At 51.3% G+C, this 14,556-nt stretch carries 11 protein-coding genes; 4 read left to right on the top strand and 7 right to left on the bottom strand.

Annotation, left to right across the window (positions count from 1 at the left end; genetic code table 11):
- Positions 1-46: 46 nt before the first annotated feature.
- From B212_RS0111105 to B212_RS0111095, 3 genes are all read right to left on the bottom strand, one after another.
- Positions 47-967, bottom strand: coding sequence for a carbohydrate ABC transporter permease (locus tag B212_RS0111105; RefSeq protein ID WP_019910812.1), 921 nt, complete (start codon positions 965-967; stop codon positions 47-49).
- Positions 968-977: 10 nt separating this feature from the next.
- A complete protein-coding gene (locus B212_RS0111100) occupies positions 978-1,934 on the bottom strand; it encodes an ABC transporter permease (RefSeq protein WP_019910811.1) in 957 nt (318 codons plus the stop codon).
- Positions 1,935-2,012: 78 nt separating this feature from the next.
- On the bottom strand, positions 2,013-3,671 hold the full coding sequence (locus B212_RS0111095; RefSeq protein ID WP_019910810.1) for an extracellular solute-binding protein: 1,659 nt from the start codon (positions 3,669-3,671) through the stop codon (positions 2,013-2,015).
- A 206-nt stretch (positions 3,672-3,877) separates the two neighbouring features.
- Between B212_RS0111095 and B212_RS0111090 the strand changes: the two genes are divergently transcribed.
- A complete protein-coding gene (locus tag B212_RS0111090) occupies positions 3,878-5,674 on the top strand; it encodes a sensor histidine kinase (RefSeq protein ID WP_019910809.1) in 1,797 nt (598 codons plus the stop codon).
- Positions 5,674-6,408, top strand: a complete 735-nt coding sequence (locus B212_RS0111085) for a response regulator transcription factor (protein WP_019910807.1) — start codon at positions 5,674-5,676, stop codon at positions 6,406-6,408. The genes B212_RS0111090 and B212_RS0111085 overlap by 1 nt, the downstream gene beginning before the upstream one ends.
- 158 nt (positions 6,409-6,566) lie before the next feature.
- Here the strand turns inward: B212_RS0111085 and B212_RS0111080 are convergent, their stop codons facing one another.
- Entirely contained in the window at positions 6,567-7,499 is a 933-nt protein-coding gene (locus tag B212_RS0111080; RefSeq protein ID WP_019910806.1) for a tyrosine-type recombinase/integrase, read from the bottom strand.
- A 60-nt stretch (positions 7,500-7,559) separates the two neighbouring features.
- A complete protein-coding gene (locus B212_RS0111075; protein WP_019910804.1) occupies positions 7,560-8,465 on the bottom strand; it encodes a LysR family transcriptional regulator in 906 nt (301 codons plus the stop codon).
- Between the two features lie 125 nt (positions 8,466-8,590).
- On the opposite strand from B212_RS0111075, the gene B212_RS0111070 reads away from it, so the two are divergent.
- On the top strand, positions 8,591-9,907 hold the full coding sequence (locus B212_RS0111070) for an APC family permease (RefSeq protein WP_019910803.1): 1,317 nt from the start codon (positions 8,591-8,593) through the stop codon (positions 9,905-9,907).
- A gap of 191 nt (positions 9,908-10,098) precedes the next feature.
- Positions 10,099-11,409, top strand: a complete 1,311-nt coding sequence (locus B212_RS0111065) for an outer membrane protein assembly factor BamB family protein (protein WP_084673275.1) — start codon at positions 10,099-10,101, stop codon at positions 11,407-11,409.
- Between the two features lie 180 nt (positions 11,410-11,589).
- Here B212_RS0111065 and B212_RS0111060 read toward each other — a convergent pair whose 3' ends face one another.
- On the bottom strand, positions 11,590-12,810 hold the full coding sequence (locus B212_RS0111060) for an IS110 family transposase (RefSeq protein ID WP_019909933.1): 1,221 nt from the start codon (positions 12,808-12,810) through the stop codon (positions 11,590-11,592).
- Between the two features lie 306 nt (positions 12,811-13,116).
- Complete coding sequence (locus B212_RS0111055) at positions 13,117-14,334, bottom strand: aminotransferase class I/II-fold pyridoxal phosphate-dependent enzyme (RefSeq protein WP_019910801.1); 1,218 nt, start codon at positions 14,332-14,334, stop codon at positions 13,117-13,119.
- Between the last annotated feature and the right edge of the window lie 222 nt (positions 14,335-14,556).

The following is a 14,556-nucleotide window of genomic DNA, read 5'->3' as shown; positions in this document are numbered from 1 at the left end:
CTTGTATCAACAAATATAACATGAATCGTCATGTCTGCCAATGAAATTACTCTTTAACCCCGCCCAGAGTCAGGCCGGTGATAAAGTACTTTTGCAGGAAGGGATAGACGATCACAATTGGTACGGTTGCCACAACAGTAATCGCTGCACGGATGGATGCCGGGGTGACGATGTTGGCCTGAATATTTTTGCTGCTGGCGAAAGCCGATTCGGCTGTGCCGCCGACACTCATATTGGCAGATTGCAGTTTTTTCATCAGCTCGTACTGCAAGGTGCTCAGCTTGATATTCGATGAGTTATACAAAAAAGTATCAAACCAGCTATTCCACTGTCCTACCGCCACGAATAACGCCACAGTAGCAATTACAGGCAAGCTGAGCGGCAGAATAATACGCATGAAGATTGAAAAGTGATTGGCCCCGTCGATCTGTGCCGATTCCACCAGACTCTCCGGCAGTCCCTCCATAAATGAACGCATTACGATTAGATTGAAGGCCCCCACCAGTCCGGGGATGATATACACCCAGAAGGTTCCGTATAAGTGAAGGTTCTTAATCAGCATATAGGCCGGAATCAGCCCTCCGCTGAAATACATGGTGAAGATGAAGATAAATGAAATGAAGCGGCGCAGTAAATATTCCTTACGGCTGATCGTGTAAGCCAGCATCGCTGTGCAAAAGACACTCGTAACCGTCCCCAGTAGGGTTCGGGCCACTGAGATGAAAAAAGCATGATAAATCATCCCGTCCTCAAACAAGGTGCTGTAATTCAGCGTCGAAAATTTGCGCGGCCACAGAAACGTACTGTCCCGCACCGTGTCGGAGGCCTGATTAAAGGAAACCGCCAGCGTATTGATTACCGGGTACAAGGTCACCAACAACAGGAAAACTAACAAGGTTATGTTCGCTATATCAAAAACTAAATCCCCTGCGGAACGTTTCGTTTTGCCGGATGTCATCGTAGTCATAAATTCCCTCCTAGAACAGGCGCTCTTGTCCCAAACGCTTCGACATCCGGTTCGCCGCCAGCAGCAGAATAACGCTGATGACAGTCTTGAAGATACCGGCGGCCGTGGCGAAGGAGAACCGCGACAGGTTAATCCCGTATTTGAGCACAAAAATATCTATCGTTTCCGCATAATCCACCACCATCGGCGTCTGCAGCAAATACTGCTGCTCAAAGCCCGCATCCAGAATATGGCCAATGTTCATGATCAGCAGAATGACGATAATGGAGCTGATGCCAGGAAGCGTGATGTGCCTGATCTTGCGAAACCGTCCCGCCCCATCAATGCTGGCCGCTTCATACAGGGAAGGATCTATCATTGTCATAGCCGCCAGATAGATGATCGCGCTCCAGCCAATCTCTTTCCAGACGTTCGATGCCCCGATGATCCACCAGAAATAATGCTGCTCCGAGAGCCACATCACCGGTTCCTTGACCAGATGAAGACTGACCAGCACCTTATTCACTACCCCGTCAATGGAGAGCACATTCATAATCAGGTTCGCCGCTACGACCCAGGACAGAAAATGCGGCAAATAGCTGATGGTCTGCACCACTCTTTTGAATAGCAGCTTGCGCACTTCATTCAGCATGATCGCCAGCGTAATGGAGCTGACAAAGCCGAATACAAGATTAATCGTGCTCATCGCCAGCGTATTGCGGATCACCCGCAAAAAGTTGTCATCCTGGAACAATTCCCGGAAGTTAGCTAGTCCGACCCACTCATTGTGCAGCATGGAAGAGCCCAGCTTGTAATTCTGAAAGGCCATGATCCAGCCATAGAGCGGCACATAGGCAAAAATAATGACATATATCAGAAAAGGTATTGACATCACCATCAGCGCTTTTTGGCTTCGCAGCTTTCGCCATTTGGATGGTTTTTTGCGCAGCACAGGTTGATTGTTTGCCAGTTCAGCAGTTGCAGACATGGAATTCTCCTTCCTTCTCTAAGAAAAGAAAAGCACCGGCCCCCTGACAGCAAGGCGGCGCTTTCCCGGGTGCCGGATTTACCAATTCGCCTGCCGGTCCTTGACCTTAGTGGTCAGCTCATCCAGCCAGCTCTTCACATCCAGCTTATTCACGGCAGTTGTGTATTCCTTCCAATATTTCTCGAACTCCTCTGCATTCTTGGCTACAACCATTTGGGGCGGATATTTCTTATTAATATCATCCAGCTTCTGATTGAAAACCTTGTTCTTCTCCGTCAGCTCGATACTCCAGAGCGGGAAGTATTTGCGTTTCATATTAGGTCCGTCGAACAGCTCTTCATAGGTAGTAACTCCATAGGCTTTCAGCAGCTCCTTGTCCATGTCATCATAACCGGCGGCGATTTCTTCCGGCTGCTGATACTGCTGGTAGCTGTTGCCGTCAGCCATCGTACCTGAAGAGCCCGGCCAGTACCAGAGAATGTTGCCGCTCGTTTTCAGGCCATTTTTCGGATCGGCGAAGAATGCGCGCTGCTCGTCATTCCGATAGAAGCGTCCGGTGTCGCTGACCGTGTAATCCTCCCCTTTTACCCCCCAGTTGCGCAGCAGTTGCCCTTCATCGCTGGCCATGTAATCGGCATATTTAATCGCGCCTTCAGGGTCCTTGCAGTTCACTGTGATGGAGAAGCCCATGTTGTAGTTCATGGAAGGCACGTCCAGATAGTCCGGCTGAATGCTGTCATCGAAGGTAAGCTGCAGCGGCACGAACATCCGGTTGGCTTTGCCCTGCTGCTTGAGCGAATCGAGTGCGGTCTGGAATTGCCACTTCTGATCGAACATTCCGAGCACACGCCCGCTGGACAGCTTAGCCAGATATTGCTCGTAGTTGCTGACAAAAGCCTCCTTGTCGATCATGCCTGCCCCGAACATTTCATTCAGCTTGGCGTAATAGCGCTTGGTGATATTTTCATCCGTCTGATAAAAGGTCAGCTTGTTCTCCACCGGGTCCACCAGCGCCCGCGAATCATTAGGCCCGCCCGCAAGGAACTGCATCGCTGTAGTCAGCGTAAAGTTGCGGTTGTCATACGTCAGGATTTCAAAGGGAATCGTATCCGCACCGTCGATCTGAGGATGTTTTTGATAATACGCCTTCAGAACATCCACGTACTGGTCAAAGGTTGTGATCTTCGGATAACCGGCCTCTTTCAGCACTTCCTTCTGAATCCAGAAGGCTGCACTGATTCCCTTGATCGGTGTTCCAGTGGGGGCAACCTGCGGCAGCGCATAGATATGTCCATCGGCCGCCTTCAAGCGCTCCCAATACGGGCCATAAATCCGCTTGATGTTCGGCGCATTTTTCTCAATCAGATCCTCCAGCGGCAGCAGCGCCTTGGCATCCTCGAACTTCACGGTCTGATCCGTATTGATCAGGTCCGGATAATCGCCGCCGGCGATCATTACGCCTACCTTCTGCTCCTTCTCACCGACAAGACGTTCATAGACGATCTTTACGCCCGTCTTTTCTTCGATGATGTCCCCAATCTTCGTATGCTCAGGAACGTTATCGCCGGGATCGAATACAAAATAGCTGAAGCTCGTCTGCGCTTTTTGCCCCCCGGAATCGGATTTGCCAGCATCGGCTGGAGTATTGGCGTTATTGCCTGAACTGCAGCCTCCCAGCATCATCGACAGGAGCAGTGTTGTCGAAGCCACTATTGTAAGCGCTCTTTTTTTATTCAAAATGTCTACCACCCTTTCGCTAATGTAATCTAACTGTATCAAACCGTAAGCAGGCTATGTACCCGGTGAACCTTAACATCGTACCCGGCAAATCAAAGGAATTGCTGTAAAAAATAACTATTGTAAACGCTTAATAACTGTTAGAATAAAAGAAGCGAGTCATAATAACAAATTAGATTTGTTATCAACCGTAAGGGGAAATCCAGATGAAGGACAATCTGCATCCGTTCCGCTGGAACGATCTCAGGCTTAGAAACAAGCTGATGATTCTGTATTTTGCAGCGGTCTTTGTTCCAGTACTCTTGACGAACATTTTTTTCTATACAATCACCGCTGATAATGTAAGATCAGACAAGGTGAAGGATCTCAAGCAATCGCTGGAGCGCAACAAGGATAACTTCCGCAAAATGGTTGAGGGAATCATCAGCTTTTCTTCTGTCATTTACAATGACGGGGTGCTGTACAGTGCGCTTGATCAGTCCTACAGCAGCGAGAGTGAAGTACTCTCCGTGTACAGCGAAGTGCTGAACAATTCGATCAACCGGTTTGTACCGCTGAACAAACAATTCTACAATGCTTACCTGTACACGGACAATGACACGCTGATCCATTCAGGCCCGGTGCAATTTATCGACGCGGCAACCAGAGAACAGGGCTGGTATCGGGCAACCACACGCTCAGGCGGCAACCGGAAATGGCTGCTCTACACGAACACTTCGAATGCAACTTGTGAGAATGCCGCTAAGCAGACGCCTGATCGCGACTGTACCTCCTCCTATCTGAGTGTGATTCGCGAGCTGGATTTCTACAAAGCCTACTCCCGTTATCATAAAATCCTGAAGGTGGATATTTTACCGGAGTATTTGGAAAGCACCCTGTTCGACCGCTCCTTTCCAGGGCAGATTTATTTGATCAACCCGGAGGGAAAAGTGATTTATTCGTCAGAGGCGCAGCCTTCGCTGAGGCCGGATGTAACCGTATCCAATAATACAACCCAGATCAGCAGCACTTTTGACGACGTGGATTACCTGAAGGGCTGGCAAATGACCGGGGTGTACCCGAGCCGTATTGTGGATCAAAGTCTGCTGAAATCCCGGAGACTCATCGTGTATCTGACCTGTGCCAATCTGCTTTTTCCCAGTATCATCATCCTCCTGATCTCCCGTTCGCTTAATTCAAGATTGGGTCTCTTGCTTAGCGGGATTAAGCGGGTGAAGAATCAGCGGTTTGAAATTCTGAAAGCAAAACCCGCGAGTGACGAGATCGGCCAGCTTACAGAGGAATTCAACCGGATGACCGAACAGATTGACGGACTGATTCAGGATGTCTATATCGCGGAGCTGGACCGGAGACAGGCACAATTTAATGCACTGCAGAGCCAGATCAACCCGCACTATTTGTTCAATACCCTGGAAGCGATAAGGATGAATTGTCTGATCAAAGGTGAAGATGAAACCGCCTCAGTGATCAAGCTGCTCGGCAGAGGGTTTCGGAGATCGCTTAGCTGGGGGCAGGATTTGATTCCGCTCTATGAGGAGATGGATTTTGTCACCGATTACCTGGATATTCAGCAGTTCCGCTTCGGGCATCGCCTGTCTTACGAGCTTGATCTCGATGATGCGGTGCTGGAGGTTCTGCTTCCGAAGATGAGCATCCTGCCTTTGGTGGAGAATGCCTGCATCCACGGGATTGAACATTCCGAGTGCCCGGGAGCTATCCTAGTCACAGCCAAATGCCCACAAGATCGCGTCATCATCCGTGTGCACAATAATGGGCTTGCCATCGAACCCGGGCAATTGCAGCAGCTAACCGGGAGCCTGGAGAGCCAGGCTATGCAGGGGAAGCACGTCGGACTGAAAAATGTCTACAACCGGCTAAAATGGCATTTTGGCAGCGAATTCGCGTTTTCCATACTGTCCGGCCAAGAAGAAGGAACTACGGTAGAAATCCAAATTCCAGCCATGTTCAGCCCGGAACCGGCACTCTGGAAGGAGAATAGATAATGCTCAAGACGTTGATCGTAGAGGATGAGCCCCGCATGCGGGAAGGTCTGAAACGAATTATATATTGGGAGAAATACGGATTCAATGTGTGTGGTGACGCGGAGAATGGCCAGCAGGCGCTTGAGATGATTGAACGGGAGAATCCGGCGCTGGTGATTACAGACATCCGTCTGCCCGGAATTACCGGACTTGATCTTATGAAGAATGTGACCGGCAGAATGGATACGAGCTTTATCGTGATTTCCGGTTATGATGAATTTGAATATGTAAAAACAGCGCTGGTCTGCGGGGCCGTAGACTATATTCTGAAGCCTGTGGAGGAGGACCAACTGATCGGCGCACTCCTGCGGGCCAAGAAAAGAATGCTAAAGGACGCTCTGCAGGACCTGAGTGAGCTGGATAAGCCTCCAAGCGATCCTGTTGGATTTGTAAAAGAGTATGTGGCTACACATTACCGGGAGCAGATGACGATGAAGGATATCGCAGGCAAAACATATCTTCATCCGATCTATCTGGGACAGTTGTTCCGAAAATCAAGCGGGATGTATTTCAACGATTACGTGCATCAAGTGCGGATCGAAAAAGCCCGGCTGCTGCTGGACGCTACCAGCTTCAAGGTTGCCGAAATTGCCGCAAGCGTCGGCTATCAGGACACAGATTATTTCGTGCAGCAATTCAAGAAAATTGCCGGCTGCACCCCCTCCTGCTACCGGAAGAATCTCCAGGCAACCTGAAGGCCTGAAGGCGGGAGGCCGCAATCTCCATCGTCCGCAGTTATTCCCCGATTCCCGGCAGCCTCTATATAGGAGGCGTATTCATCCGCCCGGCGAAGACCAGAAACGACTCGGACTGGAGCAGCTTTGCATCGTTAGTTAACATAATATAAGTTATGTTATTCTGTGGCGGCTGTCTCTCGTTCGGGCATGCTAATCTGCAGCCGTGACATCGCCTCTTCCTTCTCCCGGCTCGTGATATGCGTGTAGACGGTCGTGGTCTGAATCGACGAGTGGCCCAGCAGCTCCTGCACTGTGCGTAAATCCGCACCCTTGCGCAGCAGCATTGTGGCGAAGGAGTGACGCAGCTTGTGGCTGGAGTACGGACGGCGGTGGGCGGCGGGAACCCCGCTCTGAAAACGCCCGAAGGTATCGGCAGCGATGCCCTGAATTCCGCGGATGGAGAGTCTCCGTCCCTTTTGCGAGATGAACATGGCTTCCTCTTTGGAGCGCCAAGGGTCAAGACGGTCCGTCAGCGCCTGCTCCAAAAAGGGAGCAACATCCGCCGGCACCGGCACATTGCGCCATTTGCGGCCTTTCCCGAAGACACGGAGCGAGCGACGTTCTGCGCTATAATCACTCAGATTCAGGGTATGCACCTCCCCCACCCGCAGCCCCATGTAGGACATGAGCAGAAAAACAGCCAGATTGCGGCTCCGGTATTTTCCTTCTATGGCTGACAAAAACCGCTGCAGATCCTTTTCATCCAGAAACACCGGCTCACGGTTCTTTTCGGTTCTGGACTTCTTGATTCCGGCGGCAGGATTTGCGGACAGCAGCTCCAGCTCCATCAGGGCTTTGAATAAGCAGTTTACCGAAGCATGCTTCCGGTTCCGGGTTGCATCGCTTACTCCGCGTTCCCGGACAGAGGTCAAATAAGAAACGACATGCAGCTTTTTGACCGTCTCCAGCTTTTTCCCGTTCAGACTCGCCAGGAACTCCCGCACATCAGCAAGATAGGATTTCTGTGTGTAGGCGGTAAAACCGGCGTCCTTCATCCAAATGAGAAAGGCATCCAGCTCTTCTTCATAGTCAGGCTCCCAGTCGTTCATGACCTCCAGCTCCCCCTGTATTAATGACAATCTATTGTACCATAGATTAGCTTCATAGAATCAAGTGGTTAAGGCTCTCCATTCCGCCGCATGCTGCTGGACGATTGACAGGAATTCGGCAAGTGCCGGCGATTTCCACTTCTTGCTGTGGTACGCCAGTTGTGTAGCGACCCGCTGCGATTCGTCGTTCCAGTTCAGCCTGGCCAGTTTCCCTTCCGCAAGCTCATTTCTGACTGTAATCAGCGGCAAAAAGGAAATGCCCAGCCCGGCCATAACGCATTGCTTAATCGCCTCAATGCTCCAGAATTCCAGCTTCGGATCGGGAAAGACACCGTGGCTGTTCAAATGACGCTCGAACAATGTCCGGTAGGTGCAGCCGGTTTCCGTATGGAGAATCGTTTCGTTCTTCAGATGAAGCGGCAGCACCTCGTCCAGCTCCAGGAGCGGATGTCCCAGAGGTGCAACCAGCGTCATCGGTTCATGGATCAGCGTCTCGCTGTACATGTCCTTATACTCGGTCTCCGGCTGGAGCAGGAAAACCAAATCCAGCTCCCCGGAGCGCACAAGCTCGGTTAGCTCCCAGCAAATCCCCGGTTTCAGGGTAATCTGCACCTGCGGATATCTCCCGCGGAATTCTTTAATAATCCCCGGCAACCGGAAGGCGGCCAGGGATTCAGGCGCGCCGATCCGCAAAGCTCCTGACAGCCCGGTCTCCGAACGCAGCGCATCCTCCGCCATTGTATGCATTCTGGAAATTTCCTGAGCATAGGGGAGCAAGCGGCGTCCGGCGTCGGTGAGAATGATTTTTTTGCTGATGCGGTCAAACAAAGGCTGGCCCAGCTCGGCTTCGAGCGCCTGAATTTGGGCGGTAATACTCGACTGGGCGTAGTCCAGCTTCAGGGCGGCACGTGTAAAGCTGCCTGCTTCCACCACGGCCAGAAACGTAAATAAGTGCCTTGATTCCATCGAAACATCCCCTTTACAGAGGTATCATCGGTTTTTTGAATGGATACCATTTGATATTTCTGTTTTTCCAATGGGTCTATTATCTGATACTCTATACTTAATTACAAGGAAAGCGGGATTGTTATATGAAGGAAACGAATCATCTTAAGCGAAATATCGGCATGCCGCAGGCCATTGCCCTGTACATTGGGGCTGTACTCGGATCTGGAGTCCTCATTGTGCCCGGTCTTGCTGCGGAAATGGCTGGTCCGGCATCACTATTGGCCTGGGGGTTTATGACACTGCTGATTCTGCCCCTGGCTCTGTCCATGGGCCTGCTTTCCGCCAAATATCCAAATGCCGGCGGTGTCTCCCATTTTGTCACTTTGGCTTTTGGACCTAAGGCCGGAGCATTGGTCGGCTGGTTCTTCCTGATGTCGGTACCCATTGGCGGACCTGTAGCCGCATTAACGGGAGCAGGCTATATGACCGCCGCGATGGGCTGGAATGATACTGCCAGAATTGCTATGGCTGCTGCCATGCTGGGAATCGGGCTGGTTACGAACTGGATCGGCATGCAGGTGGCCGGCAAAGTGCAAATTGCCGTTGTTATCGCAATTATTGCCGTCTTGGTCTTTTCGTTTGCCGCAGCGCTTCCCCGGATGGAAAGTGCGCATTTCACCCCTTTTGTCCCGCATGGATGGATGAGCATCGGTCAGGCCGCTGCGATTCTATTCTGGTGTTTTATCGGCTGGGAGGCTGTGTCCCATCTCTCTGAAGAGTTCAAAGACCCGCAGCGGGCGGCGGTCAAAGGCGTTACCATTGCCGCAATTATCGTGGGTGTGCTGTACTTCCTCTCTGCACTCGCCACCGTTGGAACGCAAAGCTACTTCCGGGGCGGAGCAGACTCTTCTCTGGTCTGGATCATCAGCCAGCCGCTTGGCTCCTGGGGCGGATTCATTGCCGGACTTACCGGATTGTTCATCTGTACGGCGACGATTATCGCTTACACCGGAGCTGCATCACGCGTAGCCTTTGCTCTATCCCGGCAGGGCTATGCTCCAAGCTGGATGGGCCGCTTATCCAGCCGCTTTCAGACTCCGACCGGAGCGATCGGCTTCCTGCTGTTGTGTTTTACCGCTGTATTGTTTCTGTATGGCAGCGGCCTGCTCTCCATTACGACACTGATTCAGTTCCCCAATGCCACCTTCATTCTGACCTACATCGGGGGCTGTGCGGCGGGAATCCGGCTCCTGAAGGGTCATCGGCTAGGCGTAACGATCAGTTGGATCTCCTTCGCAGCCACTGCTGCCGTATTTCCTTTTACCGGCTGGGCTATTGGCTATCCGCTGCTGATCACCGCCCTCTTCTTCCTGATCGTCTACGCGAGACGAAGCCGCAAGAGTCCTCTGCTTGAGCCTGCACCTGGCGAAGCACAGGAGGTTCATCGCAAAGCGCTGTAAAAAGCATCATTCTTCGATCACAGCAGACGGCAACGGCCTTGAGACAAGGGCACTGCCGTCTGATTTTTAGCATTTAGTTAACATAATATTAATTATGTATACCATACTGTGTTTTTTTTCCTCAAAAGTGAAACTTATCTTGCATATAGCGGGTCTAACTAATAAGGACATTTTTCAAGGAGCTGAATCTAATGACAAAACCAGTAGCGATAGCAACCACTCTTCTCTTGGCCTCCCTCCTCACCAGCGGAGCCGCCTTCCCAACTGAAGTTATACAAGCATCCGCAGCAACGGTCAGCAATAGCACAACTGCTGTTAGTTCTCCCTACCTAACGCCCTTATGGCAAGTGAATAAGGATGCTCAGGGATTGTATTCAGAGGGACAACAAACGTCGCAGGGGCGCACCTTTTACACCACAAGGAACGGTCTGATTGCCGCGGACATCACAAGCGGGCGCACCAAATGGACTTATAAGGACGGGACAGCCCCGCAGATCATTACGAACAATTCCGTGTTCTTCATTACCAACCAAGGTGAGCTTGTAAAAGTTGCTGCGGACAGCGGCAAGCTGCTCTGGAAGGTAAAAGCGGCAAAGGCTCCCATTGAAATAGGAGCGCAGGCGAAGCTGATTGATGGAGTGGTGTACTTTGCCAATGAGAGCGGCGGAATGGCAGCTTACAACCCGGCTACAGGAAAAAAAATATGGGCAAACCAGACGATCCCCATGTATGTGGGCAGTCTGATCGGCACATACCAAAATACATTGCTCGTATCCAGCACAGTCAATAACATCCGGTCCCAGTTCTTCGGACTCGATCCTGCTTCAGGCAAGCAGCGTTGGCGAGTCGAGGGACAGTACGCTTACGCCGGCTACAGAGATGGACAGCTAATCCTGCGTGAAAGCAAATACGCTGCGGGTACCGCTTCTTCAACTCCATCCGCACCGGCCTACTTAATGACCCTTACCAGCATAGATGTCAAATCAGGTAAAATCACTTCCCGCAAACAATATCAGCCGCTTGCGGGTGCCGCCGATATTTACAATATCCGCACAATCCTCCAAGGCTCTTCTGTGTATTCTATGGACGAATATACGGAGCAGGGCGGGCCGTTGTTAACCCGGTTTACTATGGGACAACAGGCCGAACAGAGCTCCAAGAGCTACGCTTCCTATGGAGGCTGGCTGGCAGGGCCTGTTGACGGGAGAGTATTCTTCCAGAAAGATCAGCAGATCACAAGTGTTAACCTTACAGACAATACAACCATCTTATTCAAGAATCCCGCAAGTCCAGTGATTCATCTGCAAAAAATCGGCAAAGCCGTCTACGCCGGGTTTGGGAATGGAAAATTTTCAATTATGAACGCAGACACTGGAACGCTGCTTGGCACAATGCAAACGGATGCCGGCGAATACGGGAGCATCTCTGTAGTGAACGGAATTGTGCTAATCCCTACGGAACACAAATTGTTCGCGGTATCACTGCCGAAGGAGCTGAGATAACGCAGCCAGCTAACGCTGTATGGAGCGTATTTCGTGACAACCCCAGCTCCAAGTGGAAACTGAAGGATAATTTATAGCGTGAAACATACAAATTCTGCCCTGAAAATAAAGTTGCTCTAAGGAACCAAAAGTGCGCATACCAAAACAAACCCCATGTTTTTATTTTTTTGAAATTGGCCGTTAGGCCGATTGTTCACTCAGGTTTACTTGATACCCGAGCGATTCCAAGCGTTTTATGGATCGGTTCATTACCATCTCGCGGTTTCGTTGGTCGAAGTAGTCAAACCCTAATTCTTTATATGCTTGTCTTCGCGTTAACAAGACATAGACTATCGCTAAAATGCTGTGCCCGACGGCTACGGCTGCTCTGTTTTTCCCTCGCCTGCCTGCGATCCGGTGATATTGGGCCGACAGGTAGGTGTTCTTTTTTCGTCCTGCCGCTCGCGCCGATTCCACCAGTGCACTTCGCAGCTTTTTATTCCCTTTTCGTGTCCTTGCTGATCGTTTTTTCCCCGCGCTTTCATTGTGACCTGGAGTCATACCTGCCCAAGAGCATAAATGCCCTGCGCTCGGAAACCGTGTCATGTCGGTCCCAATTTCCGCCAGAATTTGTTCGGCGGTTCGTTTACCGACACCGGGAATGGTATCCACTAACTTCAGGTCCTCTGCAAAAGGGGCCATTCGGCGCTCAATCTCTTCATCCAGTTCAGTGATCAACCCATTCAACTGGTCAATATGTCCTAATTGTTTCTCCAGCATGAGCAACTGATGAGGACCTAGGCTTCCCTCTAGTGCCAGCTTTAATTGTTCTTTCTTGGCTTTCAGCTTCTTTTGCGCAAAGTCCGCTAGAATCGAAGGATCCGTTTCGCCCTGAATCATCGCTTCCAACATGTTTCGTCCTGACACTCCAAGCACATTGGATGCCACGGACGAGAGCTTGATATTGCCTCCTTCCAGCACCTTTTGCAATCGGTTCACTTCCCGGCTTCGCTCTTCGATGATACTTCGCCGATACCGGATCACTTCCCGAAGTTCCCGCTGCTCCCGATTCGGAATATAGCTCCCTTGCACCAGCCCATGCCGGAGTAATTTCGCAATCCATTCCGCATCTTTCACATCTGTTTTGCGTCCGGGCACGGCTTTGATATGCTGCGCATTCACGACAACCGGCTTGACGTCTTCCAGTTCAAGCAGGTTATAAATCGGTTTCCAGTAATCTCCGGTGCTCTCCATCGCGACATGGGTGCACCGCTCGCTTTTAATCCAATCCACTAAATCGACTAGCCGGCGAGTCAGCGTTTCAAAGCTTCGAATCTCCTTTCCTTTCGGGGTGATGATACAGGCTGTGATACTCTTCTTGTGTACATCTAATCCACAACAACGTTCAATGAGGATCTCCATCTTTTCTGTCTCCTGCCTGCTGGCGCTTATTAAGGCTGGTGCAAAGACCAATGCTAAGGTTATTCTGCCCTGCGTGCTTCCCCGGAGGGAGCAACAATCTGTGATGCACCGGGTCGTTGGGGTCCGTCTTATATTCGGGTTCGTAACACCAAGAAGTTCCGACCTACCTTCGCCAGCCCAGTAACCAGTATAGACAATATTTTCATTCCTCAGTGATGCCGCGCAGCGGCATGGGTGTCTTATATTTCAAAAAAACACCTGGGCAGCAGTAGCTGCCCAGGAATTGCATACCTTGTTGCGCCCGGCTTACAGCCTCCGCAAATACTCCCCGATTCTCCGCGCAGCTTCCAGCAGCCGCTCCTCGCCCTGTACCAGAGCGATGCGGACAAAGCCTTCGCCCTGCTCTCCAAATGCATCCCCCGGTATTACCGCTACCCCGGTCTTCAGCAGCAGATCACGGGCAAAGGCGCGCGAGCCGCCGCCTTTGCTATTCAGGGTCCATTGCTGCGGCAGCGCGGCCCAGATGAACATCGTCGCCTTCGGCGCCGGCACGCTCCAGCCTTCGCGGGCAAGCTCCGCCACGAATAGATCACGCCTGCGTTCATACAGGGACGCGATCCCACCGCTCTCCAGATCGTCCATCGCCAGCTCCAAAGCAAGTACCGCCGCCTCCTGAATCGGCTCGAACACGCCGAAGTCCATATTGCCCTTCAGCTCGCGCAGCGCTCCCAAAGCTTCGCGGTTGCCGGTCAGGAAGCCGATGCGGCAGCCTGCCATGTTGAAGCTTTTGGAGAAGGAATGGAATTCCACAGCCGTCTCTATCGCACCCGAAATCTCCAGGATGCTCAGCGGCTTGTACCCGTCGAAGCCCATCTCGGAATAGGCCAGATCGTGGATAATCAGCACACCCCATTTGCGGGCCAAGGCCACCAGCTTTTCGAAGAAAACGGCATCCACCGCGGTGGAAATCGGATTCCCCGGAAAGTTCAGCAGAATGAACACCGCATCTCTCCATATATGATCCGGTACTTGATCCAGGTCTGGTACAAAATCATTCTGTTGCAGCAATGGAATATACCACGGCTGCACCCCGGCAATCGCCAGTGATCCGGAATAAATCGGATATCCGGGGTCCGGTACAATGGCCAAATCTCCAGGATTGCAAATCGCGAGCGCCAAATGGGCAAGTCCGTCCTGGGACCCCATTAATGCGAGCACCTCATCCTCTGCATCCACTTTGACTCCAAACCGCTTGTCCATCCAGGCAGCCGCTTGCTTACGGAAAGCCAGGCTTCCCTTGGAGGACGGATACGAATAACAATCTTCGCGCAGTACTGCCGAGCTTAACGCTTCGCGGATTTCAGGCCTTGGCGCACCGTCGGGACTTCCAATTCCCAAATCTATAACCGTTAAGCCCGAACCGTAGGCTTCCGCTTTCCATTCTGCCACTTCAGCGAAAATGGAGGAGCCAAGCTGCGATAGCTTCTCCGCTCTCCAGCTTTTTTTGATGTTACCATGCGTCACCGAAATTCCACCCCGCCTATTTTTGCTTCATTATACCATGAGCTGCCCGAATAGAAGGGACATCATCTGGAATCCCCCAAAACTGCCTCATTTCAAGCTGTCCAATTACCCATTTTCACTTATAAAAATCCATCAGAACAGAAACAGCGTATAATTTATGTTATACGCTGTTTTTTCGAGGTATAATTCCCTTTCTTATCCCCTCTTTTTATTCCACTTTCG

Origin of the sequence: Paenibacillus sp. HW567 (genome assembly GCF_000374185.1) — a bacterium.
Taxonomy (GTDB): domain Bacteria; phylum Bacillota; class Bacilli; order Paenibacillales; family Paenibacillaceae; genus Paenibacillus_AQ.
This window is presented reverse-complemented; position numbering and strand designations above follow the sequence as displayed.

What these genes read in the sequence shown, in the direction of transcription:
- B212_RS0111075 (WP_019910804.1), bottom strand. Translation starts at nt 8,465, where the DNA reads ATGGAATCAAGGCACTTATTTACGTTTCTGGCCGTGGTGGAAGCAGGC.
- B212_RS0111090 (WP_019910809.1), top strand. Translation starts at nt 3,878, where the DNA reads ATGAAGGACAATCTGCATCCGTTCCGCTGGAACGATCTCAGGCTTAGA.
- B212_RS0111060 (WP_019909933.1), bottom strand. Translation starts at nt 12,810, where the DNA reads ATGGAGATCCTCATTGAACGTTGTTGTGGATTAGATGTACACAAGAAG.
- B212_RS0111100 (WP_019910811.1), bottom strand. Translation starts at nt 1,934, where the DNA reads ATGTCTGCAACTGCTGAACTGGCAAACAATCAACCTGTGCTGCGCAAA.
- B212_RS0111070 (WP_019910803.1), top strand. Translation starts at nt 8,591, where the DNA reads ATGAAGGAAACGAATCATCTTAAGCGAAATATCGGCATGCCGCAGGCC.
- B212_RS0111080 (WP_019910806.1), bottom strand. Translation starts at nt 7,499, where the DNA reads ATGAACGACTGGGAGCCTGACTATGAAGAAGAGCTGGATGCCTTTCTC.
- B212_RS0111065 (WP_084673275.1), top strand. Translation starts at nt 10,099, where the DNA reads ATGACAAAACCAGTAGCGATAGCAACCACTCTTCTCTTGGCCTCCCTC.
- B212_RS0111105 (WP_019910812.1), bottom strand. Translation starts at nt 967, where the DNA reads ATGACTACGATGACATCCGGCAAAACGAAACGTTCCGCAGGGGATTTA.
- B212_RS0111085 (WP_019910807.1), top strand. Translation starts at nt 5,674, where the DNA reads ATGCTCAAGACGTTGATCGTAGAGGATGAGCCCCGCATGCGGGAAGGT.